The organism is Mesorhizobium sp. NPDC059025 (genome assembly GCF_042739655.1).
Taxonomy (GTDB): domain Bacteria; phylum Pseudomonadota; class Alphaproteobacteria; order Rhizobiales; family Rhizobiaceae; genus Mesorhizobium.
In genome coordinates this window covers 187,572-203,828 of the sequence record NZ_JBHYIM010000001.1, presented here as the reverse complement: position 1 = coordinate 203,828, position 16,257 = coordinate 187,572, and the positions used below count along the sequence as shown (strand labels likewise).

General features: G+C 61.5%; 16 protein-coding genes. 11 read left to right on the top strand and 5 right to left on the bottom strand.

The window, feature by feature from the left end; genetic code table 11:
• Positions 1-13 precede the first annotated feature (13 nt).
• The 4 genes from ACFWYE_RS00920 to ACFWYE_RS00905 all read left to right on the top strand — a co-directional run bounded on the left by ACFWYE_RS00920 (position 14) and on the right by ACFWYE_RS00905 (position 3,080).
• Entirely contained in the window at positions 14-316 is a 303-nt protein-coding gene (locus ACFWYE_RS00920; RefSeq protein ID WP_379069821.1) for a virulence factor, read from the top strand.
• A complete protein-coding gene (locus tag ACFWYE_RS00915; RefSeq protein WP_379109024.1) occupies positions 309-941 on the top strand; it encodes a methylenetetrahydrofolate reductase C-terminal domain-containing protein in 633 nt (210 codons plus the stop codon). Before ACFWYE_RS00920 ends, ACFWYE_RS00915 begins: the two co-directional genes overlap by 8 nt.
• Complete coding sequence (locus ACFWYE_RS00910) at positions 938-2,035, top strand: methylenetetrahydrofolate reductase (RefSeq protein ID WP_379109023.1); 1,098 nt, start codon at positions 938-940, stop codon at positions 2,033-2,035. The genes ACFWYE_RS00915 and ACFWYE_RS00910 overlap by 4 nt, the downstream gene beginning before the upstream one ends.
• A 79-nt stretch (positions 2,036-2,114) precedes the next feature.
• On the top strand, positions 2,115-3,080 hold the full coding sequence (locus tag ACFWYE_RS00905; protein WP_379069813.1) for a methyltetrahydrofolate cobalamin methyltransferase: 966 nt from the start codon (positions 2,115-2,117) through the stop codon (positions 3,078-3,080).
• A gap of 36 nt (positions 3,081-3,116) precedes the next feature.
• On the opposite strand, the gene ACFWYE_RS00900 is transcribed toward ACFWYE_RS00905, so the two are convergent.
• Positions 3,117-3,419 carry a hypothetical protein gene (locus ACFWYE_RS00900; RefSeq protein WP_379109021.1) on the bottom strand — a complete coding sequence of 101 codons (303 nt, stop codon included), beginning with the start codon at positions 3,417-3,419 and terminating at the stop codon, positions 3,117-3,119.
• Positions 3,420-3,478: 59 nt separating this feature from the next.
• Here ACFWYE_RS00900 and ACFWYE_RS00895 point away from each other — a divergent pair, with 59 nt between their 5' ends.
• The 4 genes from ACFWYE_RS00895 (at position 3,479) to ACFWYE_RS00880 (ending at position 8,342) form a co-directional block, all read left to right on the top strand.
• The gene (locus ACFWYE_RS00895; protein ID WP_379109020.1) at positions 3,479-5,557 is read left to right on the top strand and encodes an ASKHA domain-containing protein; all 2,079 of its coding nucleotides are present in this window, start codon (positions 3,479-3,481) and stop codon (positions 5,555-5,557) included.
• Positions 5,558-5,609: 52 nt separating this feature from the next.
• On the top strand, positions 5,610-6,329 hold the full coding sequence (locus tag ACFWYE_RS00890) for a haloacid dehalogenase type II (protein ID WP_379109018.1): 720 nt from the start codon (positions 5,610-5,612) through the stop codon (positions 6,327-6,329).
• 267 nt (positions 6,330-6,596) lie between these two features.
• Positions 6,597-7,277, top strand: coding sequence for a L,D-transpeptidase (locus ACFWYE_RS00885; protein ID WP_379109016.1), 681 nt, complete (start codon positions 6,597-6,599; stop codon positions 7,275-7,277).
• 141 nt (positions 7,278-7,418) lie between these two features.
• Complete coding sequence (locus tag ACFWYE_RS00880; RefSeq protein ID WP_379109014.1) at positions 7,419-8,342, top strand: alpha/beta hydrolase; 924 nt, start codon at positions 7,419-7,421, stop codon at positions 8,340-8,342.
• Positions 8,343-8,352: 10 nt separating this feature from the next.
• Here the strand turns inward: ACFWYE_RS00880 and ACFWYE_RS00875 are convergent, their stop codons facing one another.
• Positions 8,353-9,252: a LysR substrate-binding domain-containing protein gene (locus ACFWYE_RS00875; protein ID WP_129414558.1), complete on the bottom strand. Its 900-nt coding sequence runs from the start codon at positions 9,250-9,252 to the stop codon at positions 8,353-8,355.
• Positions 9,253-9,435: 183 nt separating this feature from the next.
• Between ACFWYE_RS00875 and ACFWYE_RS00870 the strand changes: the two genes are divergently transcribed.
• Both ACFWYE_RS00870 and ACFWYE_RS00865 read left to right on the top strand, forming a co-directional pair.
• Entirely contained in the window at positions 9,436-9,615 is a 180-nt protein-coding gene (locus ACFWYE_RS00870) for a hypothetical protein (protein WP_379069795.1), read from the top strand.
• 328 nt (positions 9,616-9,943) lie between these two features.
• Positions 9,944-10,078: a hypothetical protein gene (locus tag ACFWYE_RS00865; protein ID WP_129414556.1), complete on the top strand. Its 135-nt coding sequence runs from the start codon at positions 9,944-9,946 to the stop codon at positions 10,076-10,078.
• Between the two features lie 114 nt (positions 10,079-10,192).
• Here ACFWYE_RS00865 and ACFWYE_RS00860 read toward each other — a convergent pair whose 3' ends face one another.
• Positions 10,193-11,200 carry a hypothetical protein gene (locus tag ACFWYE_RS00860; RefSeq protein WP_379069792.1) on the bottom strand — a complete coding sequence of 336 codons (1,008 nt, stop codon included), beginning with the start codon at positions 11,198-11,200 and terminating at the stop codon, positions 10,193-10,195.
• Between the two features lie 403 nt (positions 11,201-11,603).
• Between ACFWYE_RS00860 and ACFWYE_RS00855 the strand changes: the two genes are divergently transcribed.
• Entirely contained in the window at positions 11,604-12,542 is a 939-nt protein-coding gene (locus ACFWYE_RS00855; RefSeq protein ID WP_379073007.1) for a GlxA family transcriptional regulator, read from the top strand.
• Between the two features lie 36 nt (positions 12,543-12,578).
• On the opposite strand, the gene ACFWYE_RS00850 is transcribed toward ACFWYE_RS00855, so the two are convergent.
• Both ACFWYE_RS00850 and ACFWYE_RS00845 read right to left on the bottom strand, forming a co-directional pair.
• Complete coding sequence (locus ACFWYE_RS00850; protein ID WP_379109013.1) at positions 12,579-13,358, bottom strand: DUF1194 domain-containing protein; 780 nt, start codon at positions 13,356-13,358, stop codon at positions 12,579-12,581.
• A 267-nt stretch (positions 13,359-13,625) separates the two neighbouring features.
• The gene (locus tag ACFWYE_RS00845; RefSeq protein WP_379109011.1) at positions 13,626-16,187 is read right to left on the bottom strand and encodes an FAD-dependent oxidoreductase; all 2,562 of its coding nucleotides are present in this window, start codon (positions 16,185-16,187) and stop codon (positions 13,626-13,628) included.
• Positions 16,188-16,257 lie beyond the last annotated feature (70 nt).

Here is a 16,257-nt window from a genome sequence, read left to right as displayed (position 1 = left end):
GGAAGACTGAGAAATGGCCGATCTGATCGTCGTTTACTGGCGCGACATTCCTGCCCAGGTCATCGTGAAAAAGGGCCGGCAGAACGCCAAGCGCGAGCTGCCACTGCGCTTCACCGAAGCCATCGACATGGCTGCGATGCGGTCGGGCGCGGCCGAAACCGACGCCTATCTGGCCGAATGGCGCAAGGCGGACCCCATTCCGGTCGGCGACGACCTCGAGGCGGAAGTGGAAAAGGCGGCGGCGGCCATCGACGCGGACTACAGCCGGGAGCGACTGGTCGCTCTCGCCAAAGCAGGCGGCAAGGAAAATGTCTGAAACCCAGCCGACACCGAATACAGGCTCTGCTCCCACCGCAGTGGGAACCGGCGCCAGCGTGACCCAGGCGACTCTGGTACGCAAGGCGGCAGCCAAAAGCGACTACAAGCCTGCCGATGTTTCACCGCAGCGGCGTGTGCAAAGGTCCTATTCGGTACGGCTCTGGGCGATCCGCCATTCGAAGCTGCTGGAATGGTTCTACCGGCGCTTCGCCGACGCGTTCCTGCTCCTGCATCCGATCTGGAAGGGCCTAGGCTACGGGCGCGTCGAAGCACCCGTCAAATTTGTCGAGAAGCGCGTGAAGGGCTTCATGTTCGACTGCCGCATGTGCGGCCAGTGCATCCTTTCCTCCACCGGCATGTCTTGCCCGATGAACTGCCCCAAGCAGCTGCGCAACGGGCCTTGCGGCGGTGTACGCGCCAACGGCAACTGCGAGGTCGAACCCGACATGCCTTGCGTCTGGGTCAAGGCGTGGGAAGGGTCGCGCAACATGGTCAATGGCGACGCCATCCTGAATGTGCAGAAACCGGTCGACCAGTCGCTGCGGGAAACCTCCGCCTGGCTGCGTGTCACCGCCCAGGCGGCAGCGGCGCGCGACGCCGCCAACACCGGAGCATCCGCATGAGCCCGCGTCCGCCCCAGCGCGACGAAAATCCGGCCGGCATCCACCTGCCGCTGGAGCCCCTGCCCGGCCATTCCTCGCGCGGCCGTCTGGAACGCGTGCTGCGCCGCGGCGAATTCGCGGTGACCACCGAGCTGAACCCGCCCGACAGTGCCGATCCGGAAGACGTCTACAACCGCGCCAAGGTGTTCGACGGCTGGGTCGATGCGATCAATGCCGTCGACGCGTCCGGCGCCAACTGCCATATGTCCTCCGTCGGCATCTGCGCACTGCTGACCCGCATGGGTTATGCCCCGGTCATGCAGATCGCCTGTCGTGACAAGAACCGCATCGCCATTCAGGGCGACGTTCTGGGTGGTGCCGCAATGGGCGTGGCCAATATCCTTTGCCTCACCGGCGACGGTGTGCAGGCGGGTGATCAGCCAGGAGCCAAGCCGGTGTTCGATCTCGACTCCATGTCGCTGCTCGAAACCGTCCGCATCATGCGTGACAACGGCAAGTTCCTGTCAGGCCGCAAGCTGACGACACCGCCGCAGGTCTTCCTCGGCGCAGCGATCAATCCTTTTGCACCACCCTATGATTTCCGCCCCATCCATCTCGGCAAGAAGATCGCCGCCGGCGCACAGTTCGTGCAGAGCCAGTACTGCTTCGACGTGCCGATGTTCAGGACCTTCATGCAGAAGGCGAGCGACCTCGGCCTGACCGAGAAGGTTTTCGTGCTGGTCGGTGTCGGCCCCTTGGCCTCCGCCAAGACCGCAAAATGGATCCGCTCCAACGTGCCGGGCATCCACATTCCCGACGCCATCATCAAGCGCCTCGAAGGCGCCGAAGATCAGAAAAAGGAAGGCAAGAATCTCTGCATCGATATCATCAACGAAGTGAAGGAAATTCCAGGCGTGTCGGGCGTCCACGTGATGGCCTATCGCCAGGAGGAGTATGTCGCGGAGATCGTCGATGAATCCGGCGTGCTCAAGGGCCGTCGGCCCTGGAAGCGGGAAGTCCGCCCGGACGACGCGCGGGTTGCCGAACGCCTCGGCCACATCCTGCAGGACGACATCACGGAAACACAGGTCGACATGGTGAAGACCGCGCATTGAACAGCCGTGACTGACATCATTGGCTTGATCCACATCAGAAACGATATAAAGAAGTCTTTATATCCGGAGGGAGTTTGAAATGACCCGCACCATCGTCGCCTCGGCGACTCGCGAAATCGTCATCGGTTTCGACCAGCCCTTCTGCGTCATCGGTGAACGCATCAACCCGACCGGCCGCAAGAAGCTGGCCGCCGAGATGCAGGCCGGCAATTTCGAGACCGTCATCAAGGACGCGCTGGAACAGGCCGCCTGCGGCGCCACCATGCTGGATGTCAATGCGGGCGTGACCGCCGTCGACCCCAACGCCACGGAGCCTGGCCTTCTCGTTCAGACCCTGGAGATCGTGCAGGGCCTGGTCGACCTGCCGTTGTCGATCGACTCCTCCGTCACCGCCGCGATCGAGGCCGGCCTCAAGGTCGCCAAGGGGCGCCCGCTGGTGAATTCGGTCACCGGCGAGGAAGAGAAGCTGGAAGCCATCCTGCCGCTGGTGAAGAAGTACAATGTGCCGGTTGTTGCCATCTCCAACGACGAGACCGGCATTTCGATGGACCCGGATGTGCGCTTCGCCGTAGCCAAGAAGATCGTCGAACGCGCCATGGATCATGGCATCAAGCCGGAGGACGTCGTCGTCGATCCGCTGGTCATGCCGATCGGTGCGCTGGGCGATGCCGGCCGCCAGGTTTTCGCCCTGCTGCGCCGCCTGCGCGAAGAGCTGAAGGTGAACACGACCTGCGGCCTTTCCAACATCTCCTTCGGCCTGCCGCACCGCCATGGCATCAACGCCGGCTTCATCCCGATGGTGATCGGTGCCGGCATGACCTCGGCGATCATGAACCCGGTCCGCCCGCAGGAAATGGAAGCAGTCCGTGCCGCCAACGTGCTCAACGGCACCGACAAGGATTGCATGACCTGGATCAAGACCTACAAGGACTACAAGCCGGGCGAGCATGCCGCACCCGCACCGGTGGCCGTCACTGCTCCTGGCGATGCTGCTGCAGGCGGACGTCGCCGCGGCGGCCGCGAAGCCAGAAGAGCAGCCGGTTAAGCCGTGACCTTCCCCGCGCCCACCGGCGTTAGGCGCCTAGTCATCGGTTCTGGTGCTGCCGAGCACCAGGCTGAAGACGAACACGCCGACGCAGCCGCCCACGATGCCGCAGAGCAGCATCGAGGCAATACTGGCTGCATCCGCAGGGCGAGACGGGAACAGATAAACAATGGTGGCCGTCGAAGCGATGATCGCGGCCGCGAGATAATGCGGATGCCGGGTCCAGCTTCCTTTGCTTATGCGTACCGCAAGCATGCCGGTGGAGATCGCCGACAGAGCGGAGGGAAGCAGGGCAACCAGCGAAAAGTCGGGCTTCATCGGCAAGCGTGTCTTTCTCACAGGCCTTGTCTTTATCGAACTTTCGCCAAGGCAGCGTTAACATTGGTGGTGTCGAAGCGATGAACGCCCCTCTCAACTCCACCGATCCCCTCGTCCTGTTCATGCCGTCCGGCAAGCGCGGACGCTTTCCGGTCGGCACGCCGGTGCTCGATGCGGCACGCCAGCTCGGCGTCTATGTGGAATCGGTCTGTGGCGGGCGCGCCACCTGCGGGCGCTGCCAGATCGAAGTGCAGGAAGGCAATTTCGCCAAGCACAAGATCGTTTCCTCGCTCGACCACATCTCTCCGAAAGGTCCCAAGGAAGAGCGCTACGAACGCGTCCGCGGTCTGCCCGACGGCAGGCGTCTGTCCTGCTCGGCCACCATCCAGGGCGACCTCGTCATCGACGTGCCGCAGGATACGGTGATCAACGCCCAGGTGGTGCGCAAGGCGGCCACCGACCGCGTCATCGAGCGTAATTCAGCGGTGCAGATGTGCTACGTCGAGGTCGAACAGCCCGACATGCACAAACCCACCGGCGACCTGGAGCGCCTCAAGGCGGTGCTGCAGAATGACTGGGGCTGGAAGGACCTGCGCGTAGCGCCGCATCTCATCCCCGAGGTCCAGAAAATCCTGCGCAAGGAGAACTGGGCGGTTACGGCGGCGATCCACAAGGACATGGAATTCTCCCGCGCAACGGTGATCGCGCTTTATCCGGGCCTCAAGAACGAAGCTTACGGCATTGCCTGCGACATCGGCTCGACGACGATTGCCATGCATCTGGTGTCGTTGCTTTCGGGCCGTGTGGTCGCTTCTTCCGGTACGTCGAACCCGCAGATCCGCTTCGGCGAAGATCTGATGAGCCGCGTTTCCTACGTGATGATGAATCCCGATGGTCGCGAAGCCATGACCAAGGCCGTGCGCGAGGCAGTGAACACGCTGATCGGCAAGGTCTGCGAGGAAGGCGGCATCGACCGTCACGACATCTTCGACAGCGTCTTTGTCGCCAATCCGATCATGCACCATCTTTTCCTGGGCATCGATCCGACCGAACTCGGGCAGGCGCCTTTCGCACTCGCCGTTTCCGGAGCGGTGCAGGGCTGGACCAACGACATCGGCATCGATGTCAACCGTGGCGCGCGCTTCTACACGCTGCCTTGTATTGCCGGCCACGTCGGTGCGGATGCGGCCGGCGCTACACTCTCTGAAGGTCCCTACCGGCAGGACAGCATGATGCTGCTGGTCGACGTCGGCACCAATGCCGAGATCGTGCTGGGCAACCGAAATCGCGTTGTTGCCGCCTCCTCGCCAACGGGTCCGGCTTTCGAAGGCGCGGAAATCTCCTCCGGCCAGCGCGCAGCGCCCGGCGCCATCGAGCGCGTGCGCATAGACCCCGAAACGCTGGAGCCACGCTACCGCGTCATCGGCACCGACAAATGGTCGGACGAAGAAGGTTTCGAGGAAGCGTCCTGGACCACCGGCGTCACAGGTATCTGCGGCTCGGCCATCATCGAGGTGGTGGCGGAGATGTATCTCTCCGGCATCATTTCCGAAGACGGCGTCGTCGACGGCTCGCTCGCGGCGAAAAGCCCGCGCATCATCCAGAACGGTCGCACCTTCTCTTATCTGCTGCGCGAAGGGCGCCAGGGCGAACCGCGCATCACCGTCACCCAGAACGACATACGCGCGATCCAGCTAGCCAAGGCCGCCCTTTATGCCGGCGTGAAGCTGCTGATGGAAAAGCAGGGCGTAGAGACCGTCGATACCATCCGTTTTGCCGGTGCTTTCGGCTCCTTCATCGATCCGAAATACGCCATGGTGCTGGGGCTCATCCCCGACTGCGACCTGTCGGAAGTCAAGGCCGTCGGCAACGCCGCGGGCACGGGCGCCTTGATGGCGCTGCTCAACCGCGATCACCGTCGCGAGATTGAGAAACAGGTAGCGAAGATCGAAAAGATCGAAACGGCGCTGGAGCCGAATTTCCAGCAGCTGTTCATCGACGCAATGGCTTTGCCGAACAAGGTCGACCCCTTCCCCAAGCTTTCCGAACAGGTCAAACTGCCGCCACGCAAGATGGCAAGCGACGATGCCGCAGCCGGAGATGCAACGCCCCGCCGCCGCTCTCGTGAGGAGCGTGCCGCCCGGCGCAATCGCGAATAGGTTGCTCACCAAGCCGGCAACCACAGTGGAGGTGCCGGAATGAGACTGGGCAATGACGGTTGAAGCCCTCATCTTCGATGTTTTTGGCACCTGCGTCGATTGGCGCACCGGCGTGGCCCGTGAGGCGGCGGCGGCGACGGCCGCGAAGGGACTTCAGGTCGACAGCGTCGCTTTCGCCGATGCCTGGCGTGACCTTTACCAGCCAAGGATGGAGGAAATACGCTCCGGAGGCCGATCCTATGTCGACCTGGACGTGCTCCACCGCGAGAACCTCGATGCAACCCTCGATGGTTTCGGCATCGCAGGCCATTTCAACGAGGAAGAGCGCGCAGCACTCAACCACGCCTGGGAAAAGCTGCCGCCCTGGCCGGATGTCGTTCCGGGCCTGATACGGTTGAAGGCCAGCCGGATCATCGCACCATGCTCCAATGGCTCGATCGCATTGATGACACGGTTGGCCAGATATGGCGCCCTGCCCTGGGACTGTATTCTCGGCGCTGGCATTGCGCGCGCCTACAAGCCCGACCCGCGCGCCTATCTCGCAAGCTGCGAAGCGCTGAAACTCGAACCTGCGCAGGTCATGATGGTGGCCGCGCATAACAATGATCTGGCGGCGGCGCGCGCATGCGGACTGAAGACCGCCTTCGTGGCACGCCCGCAGGAGTACGGCATCGGTCAGGTGACTGATCTCAAGGCAAGCAGCCACTGGGATATCGTCGCGGCGGATTTTCCCGCGCTCTCGGCACATCTGGATCTGCGCAATCACGACTAGCGGCTTTGCAAGACCCGGTGTGGCCGTCGCGACACAGGTCGATGTCAAAGCCCCAGCCTCGCGCCCCTGCTTCACCGCGGGTGCCTTTTTCTCGCCCCGTTCAACAAAGACATGGTCGGCAACCGCCGTTTCGACGCCTGTTCGAACCGCTGAAAAACTCCCAACCAATCCGCGCCTTTCACCAAAGCGTGATTTTGGGTGATTGGAAGCGTTCAGACTTTTCTGCGACGACCGGTCCAAAAGACGCCAACAGATCCAGGTTCAACCATGCCCGTTTCCATCAGCCGCCGTATGTTCGTTCTTGCCTTGCCGTTCGTCGCGGCCGGCTGCACCACGACCCAGAAGGTCGGCGCGATCAAGCCTGGCAAACGGGAAGTCCCGCAATACTATCGCGACATGTACGCGGCCGTCGCCGACGACGCCTTCCCCATTCCCGCGCCCGACCTGACCAAGATCGATCCGCAATATTACCGCCAAGAAGTCGCCTATCAGGGCCCCGAACCGTCGGGCACCATCGTCATCGATACGCCGAAGCGTTTCCTCTATCTGGTACTCGGCGAAGGGCGGGCGCTGCGCTACGGCGTTGGTGTCGGCAAGGCCGGTCTCGCCTTCGAAGGCAGCGGCGTGATCCAGTACAAGCGCGAATGGCCACGCTGGACACCAACCCAGGACATGATCGCGCGCGAACCGGAGCGGTATGGCCCGCTTGCCGGCGGCATGGAACCGGGGCCGACGAACCCGCTCGGTGCCCGCGCCCTTTATCTGTTCAAGAACGGCGTCGACACGCTGTATCGCATCCACGGCACCAATGAGGACTGGTCCATCGGCCGTTCGATCTCGTCAGGCTGCATCCGGCTGCTCAACCAGGACATCATCGACCTGCACCGGCGTGTCCAGAACGGCACGCGTGTCGTCGTGCTGCAGCAGGATAATGTGCCTGCCGCTTGATGCCGGATTGGCATCGGATCAAGCTCTGGCACAATCGGTGACGCCACGTCATCCTTGACTTTCGTCCCTGCAGACCAAAATTCTGCTTCTTGGGGGCAGTCAGAGCCGGCCAGCCGGCGCAGCATCAGTCCGTTGTGTTCCATGGCCAGCATCCGTAGCCATCTCGTCTCATTTGTTTTGAAGCACACACGCAAGAAGGCGTTCTCCAGCCCGGAGAACATGCACCGCTGGATTCTGCATGCGCGCAGGAAGCAGTGCCACCAGCCACCGCCCTTGGTAACGCAGCGTTTCGACGTCACCACGCGCAGTGTTGCCGGCTTCCCCGTTTACGACATCGCGCCGAAGAACGGCGGCACCAAGCGGATTCTTTACCTGCACGGCGGCGCTTATGTCTTTGAAATCACGACCTATCATTGGGCACTGATTGCCGAAATGGCCGAACGTCTCGGCTTTGGCATAACCGTGCCGATCTATCCGATCGCGCCGGAACACGACTTCCACGACATGTTTGGCATGGTCGGCTCGGTCTATCGCGAAATGCTCGAAGAGACAGCTGCGGAAGACATCATCTTCATGGGCGATTCAGCCGGCGGCAACATGGCCGTCGTGCTGACCATGATGATGGCCGAGGAAGGCCTGCCGGCGCCCGGCAGTCATGTTCTGATCTCTCCGGGCCTGGACATGTCGCTGGCCAATCCCGAAGTGTTCGAAGCCGAGCAGCGCGATCCCTGGCTGGGTATTGCTGGCGGCCTGGAAGCGGTCCGCCTCTATGGCGCAGGCATGGAACGCAGCGACTGGCACATCAGCCCGCTTTACGGCGACCTCACCGTTCTGCCGCCGACCCTGCTGTTCACCGGCTCGCACGATCTCCTGACGCCGGACAACCTGATCTTCGCCGAAAAGGCACGTGCGGCAGGCGTCGAGGTCGAACTGGTTCACGAGGAAGGCATGTTCCATGTCTGGCCGCTGATCAACATGCCTGAGGCACGCCGCGCCCGTGACCGTATCGTGGCGTTCCTGAACAGGCAGGAACGCCGGATCGAGATGCCCCTCGCCGCCGAATAACGGAGGAGACTCAGAACCTTCCCGTTTCCCGGAACACGTCGAAGGTCGCACGGATGTGGTCGGCGACCGCCTTGACCGGAGCACTTGCATCAGGCGTGACGATCATAGCCAGATTGTAATTGCCGATATGCGGCATGCCGTCTTTCGGGCCGAGCTCGACCATGTCGTTGCCGAGGAAGGATTTTGGCAGCGGCGCCACGGCAAGATCAGCCTGGATTGCCGCCCGCTGGCCGGCGGTATGCGCACTCATGTAAGCGACACGATAGTTGCGTCCTTCGCGGCCAAGCGCCTCCAGGGCGCCAGCGCGCCAGACGCAGCCCTCCTCCCAGATCGACACCGGCAGCGGCTCGCGCAGATGCGCGCAGCCACCCTTTGCACCGGCCCAGACGATGGGCTCGGTCAGCAGCACCTCGGCGCCGATCGCGCTGGTCTTGTAGGAATTGGTGAGCAGCGTGAGGTCGAGCGCACGGTCGTCCATACGACGGCGCAGGTTGATCGACTGATCGATGGTGACATCGACGGCGATCGACGGATGCGACTTTGCAAAACGCTTCAGCACGTGCGGCAGGATGCGTTCGCCATAGTCGTCCGGAGAGCCCAGCCGCACGATGCCGACAATGTCCGGCACGATGAACTTGGATACGGCCTCGCGATTGATGGCGAGCAGGCGGCGCGCGTAGCCGAGCAGCATTTCGCCATCGGTGGTCAGCGCCACCGAACGCGCATCGCGGGCGAAGACCGAGCGACCGAGCACATCCTCGAGTTTCTTGATCTGCATGGAAACCGCCGACGGGGTGCGGAAGACAGCTGTGGCCGCCGTGGTGAAGCTGCCCGTCTCGGCAATCGCCACGAAAGTGCGGAGCACATCCAGATCAAGCAGAGGAAGCGGATGGTTGAGTGGCGCATTCATGGCATCACCTTCAAATTTTCTGATGCAAAGCATCATCCCATTTCGTTTGATTGAATATCACGGAAAGTTCATAGTCAACAGCGTCGAGAAGGCCTGATCAGTCACTGCTGACAATCGCTGGAACAGCGGCCGCATCGACGGGCCCATCAGCGGAGTCCAGCCAACCAATGGAAGGAGAAGTGCATGACTATTCTGTCGACCATCGGTCGGATCGCCGCCGAACTCGGCGCGGCCCGTAGCCGCTACCTCACCGAGCGCGCCATCAATTCCCTTCCCGCCGAGGTCCAGAAGGATATCGGCTGGCCGGATGTCAGTTCGAAAGTGATTGCTCCCGGCGTCGGAAGCTGGGCCGGCGCAAAATGAAAGCGCAATATCCCATCTGAAGCCCGCCGCGATCCCTCCGGCGGGCTTTTTCGTGTCGGCCAGCGTCGTTAACCTGCCATGCAATGGCTGCATGACGCATATGAACAAGCCGCATAGCAGAACAAAATCCAGCCAAGCAATTGTAAAATCTTGCAAATATCGGCTTTTCAGCGAAATCGCGACAATGACCATGTCGTTTTTTCGTGCGAAACGCTTCGCTTTTGCGATTTTGTTTTCGCTTGGACGAGCCTATATGCACTGCAGCAAACGAGCTGCCCCACTCCATCACGCGAAGGCGACCCGTCTGAGCAACCGATTGGAGAAAACGATGAAGCTCTTCGCCCGCCTGTTCGCCCGCCGCGAAATCAACCTGACCACCGCCCTCGAGCGTCAGCGCCTCGCCAAGACCATGCCCGGCCAGACCGGCGCGGTCGCGGCTGCCCGTCTCGGTTTCGTTGCCTAAGGTTTAGAATTCGCCGCGGCACGACCGCCGCTTTTGCTTAACGCCGCTTCGGCTTTGCCGCAGCGGCGTTTTCGTTGCGGGTACTGGTTGACACGCACCCAAGTGCAGCGGTCGTTATTCCGAAGCGCTGTAAGGATCCGCCAGCGCAGCCTCCGGCCGGCTGATCGGGACTTTCGTCAGCGACGTCCTTTTCGACAGGACCTTGTCGCCGCTGGCTGCGAGCAGCTTGCGGAAAGTGGGATGCATGCCGCCATCCGCATAGGCATGGACTGTCGTGCCGGTCATTGTCGACGCCATCGTCTCGGCAGTTGAAAGATCGCGCTCGGTCCGCGCCGCCACCAATGGATCAGCGCCGGATATGGCGGGCGGGCATGCCGCAAGCGGGTCGACCGGATCGCCGCCAGCAAATTCGGTATCGAAGACATAACGTTTGTCGCAATAGGCCACCCTGGGCTGGCGGCGCGTTACCTCGAAGCTGTCGTAGCCTTTCTTCAGATCGGTCCAGAAACCGTAGTTCGGATTGCCGCGATTGCGCGCCATCTTCTGGGCGGTCATGCGAAACGGAAACGCCTGGACCTGAAAGGACGTCTGACCGCCTTTCAAGGCTTCACGCGCCACTGCATAGATCTCCGACACGCCCTCGTCCGTCAGCGCGTAACAGCCTGAGGACGAACAGGCGCCATGCACCATCAAAGCCTCGCCGGAATAACCGAGCGCGGACTCCAGCTTGTTGGGATAACCCAGATTGAAGGAGAGGTAGTATTGCGAATTCGGGTTCAGCCTGTCCGCGCTGACATGATAGAATCCCTCCGGCGCCTGGCGATCACCGATCCTTTTCTTGGGCCCGAGTTGACCGGACCAGCGACACATCGGATAGGTCTTGAGCAAGGCATACTTGCCATTGCCGTCGCGTTTCCAGATTTCGAGCTCGCTCTCTTCCTTGAAGATGCGCACCAGGATGGGCGACGACGGCGTCATCCCCTTGCGCTTCATCTCCGCGACCAGCTTGGCTGCAATAGGCTGAACGCCCTTCGCGCCAACGTCGAGCGCGGACGAAACGCATCCGGCAGCGAGTGCGGCCAGCAGAATTGCGGAACTGAGTTTGGCGAGTTTTGCGAACACGGGCTTATGAGCGGTAGCTGCGGATCAAAGACGCAGTATGTCGGTTAACACGGTTAACGCTTCGTTCCATTCACAAGAATGTCAAGTCGAGAGCGCAACTGGAACGCTCCCCGACAGCAGCGCGATCGGACATAACGTCGAAAGGCTGGCATTTTTGCGGCATCGTCGCGAGCGCCGAGCGGGCATTGGCGGATCCAAAGCGCTTTCGGTAGCCGATTTGCGACCCATGTCGCAAATTTTATTTTTTAGAACCATTCTAGACGATTGACAGAAAATAAGTTTCCTGATGACGCTATGCTGATCGCGACATTCTGTTCGCGTCATGGGAGGAAGAATTTTCGTGAACGCTGTTAAGCATCCGATCAAACGATCGCTGGTCTTTTTCCTGGTTCCTGATTTCACCATGGTCGCATTTGCGACAGCGCTCGAACCGCTGCGCATCGCCAACCGCATGCTTGGTTACGAGGCCTATCGCTGGCGCCTCGCCAGTGCGGACGGCAAGCCGGTGCCTGCCTCCAACGGCGTGCTGTGTGCCGTCAACACCTCCCTCGATGAAGAGCGCCGCAAGATGGCCGGACCGGAGCGCCCTTCGATGGCCATCATCTGCACCGGCATGGACGTCGAGAAGTATCACAACAAGTCGGTCTTTGCCTGGCTGCGGGAGGAGTATAACCGCGGTGTTGCCGTCGGCGGCCTGTGCACCGGCGCCTATGTGCTGGCTGCCGCGGGTCTTCTGTCCAACAAGCGCTGTGCCATCCATTGGGAAAACCTGCCCGGCTTCCAGGAAGCCTTCCCCAAGGCGAACGTCTTTGCCGATCTCTTCGAAGTCGATCAGAACGTCTACACATGTGCCGGCGGCACAGCCGCGCTCGACATGATGCTGAAGCTGATCGGCGACGATTTCGACGAGAACCTCGTCAACCGCGTCTGCGAGCAGGTATTGACCGATCGCGTCAGAAGCCCGACCGACCGTCAGCGCTTGCCTTTGCGGGCACGCCTCGGCGTGCAGAATTCGAAGGTGCTGACCATCATCGAATTGATGGAGGCCAATCTCGCTGAACCGCTGTCGCTGATCGAGATTGCCGATCATGTCGACCTGTCGCGGCGCCAGATCGAGCGTCTGTTCCGGACCGAGATGGGTCGCTCCCCTGCCCGCTACTATCTCGAGATCAGACTGGATCGCGCCCGCCATCTGCTGATCCAGTCTTCGCTGCCGGTCGTCGAAGTCGCGGTGGCTTGTGGCTTCGTGTCGGCTTCGCACTTCTCGAAATGCTACCGCGAACTCTATGCGCGCTCCCCACAGCAGGAGCGGGTCGATCGCAAGCAATTGCTGGCCGCCTGAGCCTGATCTTCTCCCCGCATGGCGGGGAGAGCCATCTCACCGGCTGTCGAACATCAGACTGCGATCACGCCATTTCTTCTCGCCCGCAAGGCAATCGATTGTCGACCCGACCTCGGCGAGCACTATCGGTGGATGTGCCGCCTCCTCGACGGCCCATTGCGGTGAAGCAGCACCTGCCAGCTCCAGCACCAGTTTGCGGCGGACCGCTTCGGGAAACTGTTCCCAGCCGTTGACCGGGATCATGAATGCGCCCGGCCCGCCGATCACGCAATCCCGGTAGTATCGATCGAGATCGCGGATGTCGTAGGATGTCTCCATGCCGCCGTTGGTCATCAGCGGCAGGCCGTTGATGACAATACCCTGCTTGATCACGGCATCACGAACGAGCGGCACGGGAGCGCCCTGGTTGTTCGGTCCGTCGCCCGAAATGTCGATGACGCGTTTGGCCCCTTCGAAACCACTCTCGGCGAACAGATCCGCGCCGAATTCAAGCGCCGCCGAGATCGATGTCCGGCGCGCGCTGTTGGGTGGTCGCGCGGTCAACCTTGCCACCACATGCTCGGCATCTGCCCGATTGGCAACCAGTGTCCACGGAACGACCACGACCTGTGAATTGGTGCCGGCCCATTCGACATAGGTGATCGCGATCTTGCCGTGGATGCCGTCGGCAATGGCCCGCAGCACCGCCTCGTCGGTGAGCGCGGCGGCATAGCCACGTCGCTGGATCTCCAATTCATCCGGGGACATGGAAAGCGAGACGTCGACAGCCAGCACCAGTTCGACATCGACCTGTTCGGCGGCCTGAGCTATCGGCATCAATCCAAATGTCAGCGCCGAGACGGCGCCGGCAAGAAGGAAACTGGCTGCGGATGCCGACATGAAGCGAGGGTAAGCGAGATTCGGCTTCCCACAAAGACAAAGCCCGGCAACTGCCAGGCTTTATCCCTCACGATTTCGCGAGGTTTGTGACAGCCCGCCAGAGCAATTCCCGGAAAAGTGCGTAACGGTTTTCCGTCCGGAATTGCGTAAAAACAAAAAACTAGAGCGTTTCCGCGTTTTCGTGAAAAACGGAAACGCCTAACATCAACTGCGCGGCTTAAGGTTCTCCGGATCGTAGAGCGGCTTGTAGCCGACACCAACCACCTCGACAGGATAGGTTTCGGCAAAATATTCGACCTGCAGTTTCTGCCCCTCCCTGGCGTAAGCCCAAGGCAGATAGGCCAAAGCGATGTTCTTGCCGATCGTCGGACCATAGGCCACCGAGGTGGTGAACGAGCGCCGGCCAAGCTCGTCGACCAGAGTTTCGCCGGTTGCCGGGTTCATCACCGGCATGGCGCCGACCGGATAACGGGCGACACCGTTGGAATCGATGTTGTTGGTCATCACCAGCGTGCACAGCATTGCTGGCTGATGGTCACGCGCCCTGTGCTCCTGATGTTTCGCCTTGCCACGGAAATCGGCTTCCTTGACCTTCGGGCGCTGGAGATCGCTTTCCAGGAGATTGTACTCGGTCAGCAGATCGGCGTTCTGCAGACGCAGGCTCTTTTCCATGCGGCGCGAATTGGCGTAAGTCTCGACCCCGAAAGCCATGACCCCGGTGGCGCGCAACGCATCCCAGACGGCAAGCCCGTCCTCGTAGCGCATGTGCAACTCCCAGCCCTGCTCGCCGACATAGGAGATGCGGAACGCCGTCACGTCCTTGCCTGCGATCCTGATCGGCTTGATCGCGGCGAACGGGAAGTTCTCCTGCGCAAGCCCAGCCGGATCCTCGACCACCTTCTGCAGGGTCGCACGGGCATTTGGTCCCCAGATGCCGATGGTCACGAACTTCTCGGTCACATCGGTGACGGTGACGTTGAAACCTTTGTCTTCGGCAACCCGCTTCACATAATGGAAATCGCGCGGGCCGGCATCGGCTCCGTCGATGACCCGACAGCGATCGGCCATGCGAATGACGGTGAGGTCGGCGCGAACCATGCCTTCGTCATCGAGGAAATGGGTATAGATACCTTTGCCGATGTTGTTGTCGCCGCCGATCTTGGCCGCGCACAGCCATTCCATCAGCTCGACATGGTCAGGCCCCTCCACGTCGAACATGTAGAAATGCGACAGGTTGACGATGCCGCAATCCCCGCTCATGGCGAGATGCTCGGCATTCGACACGCGCCAGAAATGGCGGTTGTCCCATTCGTTCTCGCGCACCGGCACGCGGTTGCCATACTTTTCGAGCAGGTGCTCGTTGGCGGCATAGCCATGCGCACGCTCCCAGCCGCCGAGTTCCATGAAATAGCCGCCGAGTTCCTTCTCGCGCTCATAGAAAGGCGAGTGCTTGATGTTGCGGCCCGTTGCGTAGGGCTCACGCGGATGGACGGCCGGCGTGTAGATCTTCTGCGCGGCTTCGCCGCAACGGCCTTCGATGAAACCTTCTTCGAGCTGATGCGGATAGAAACGGCTGTAGTCGATCGAAGCGTGATCGACATGAGTACGCCCGTCGGTCATCCAGTCGGCAATCAGCTTGCCGTAGCCCGGGCCGTCCTTGACCCAGATGGCGACGGCATACCACAGGCCGCGCACCTTCTGGCTCTCGCCGCAGGATGCGCCGCCGGCAGCGGACACCTGAAGCAGGCCGTTGAAGGAATGGCCTTCGTTGTAGCCGATTTCTCCGAGGATCGGCGTCAGCTCGATCGCGCGCTCCAGCGGCTCGAGGATCTGTTCCATTTCCAGATCGCGCTGCGACGGCGACAGGCGGGCTTCATGCTTTTCGAGCAACTCGCGCGGGTGGCACAGGCGCGGGTTCTTTTCCTCGTAGTAACCCCACTCGATCTGGCCGCCTTCCGTTGTCCTCGGGTCGCCAGTGTCGCGCATATAGGCGGAATTGCCCTGATCGCGCAGCAGCGGCCAGCCGATCTCCTTGCCGGTACCGGCAAACTCATTGTACGGGCCGAAAAAGGTGAGCGGATGGTCGACCGGCATCACCGGAAGGTCCTCACCCGCCATTTCGGCGATCAGCCTGCCCCAGAGACCGGCACAGACGACGACATGGTCGGCCTCGATCGTTCCGCGATCGGTCACCACGCCCTTGATACGGCCATTTTCGATGACCAGCGATTTCGCAGCAGTGTTGGCAAAAGCCTGCAATTTGCCGGCAGCGACACCCTGGTCGACCAGCTTGCCCGCCACCGTCTGCGAACGCGGAATGACGAGGCCGGCATCAGGATCCCACAGGCCGCCCTGAACCAGGCTTTCTTCGATGAGCGGGAATTTCTCCTTGATCTCGGCCGGCTCGACCAACCGCGCACGTGTGCCGAAGGCCTTGGCGGAAGCCACCTTGCGTTTGATCTCGTCCATGCGGGTATCGTCGCCGACCCGCGCAACTTCGAGACCGCCGATGCGGGCGTAGTGCCCCATCTTTTCATAGAATTCGAGAGAATAGAGCGATGTCCAGCAGGACAGGAAGTCGTGGCTGGTCATGTAGCAGAAGTCGGAGGCGTGCGCGGTCGAGCCAACATCGGTCGGAATCCCCGACTTGTCGATGCCGACAATGTCGTCCCAGCCACGCTCGATCAGATGGTGCGCCACCGACGCCCCGACGATACCCCCCAACCCGATGATGACGACCTTCGCCTTTTTCGGGAACCCTGCCATTGCATGCCACTCCGAGATGATGCTTGCGCGCACACTATAGGCCGCCGCGATGCGATTGCAGCCTGTTTGC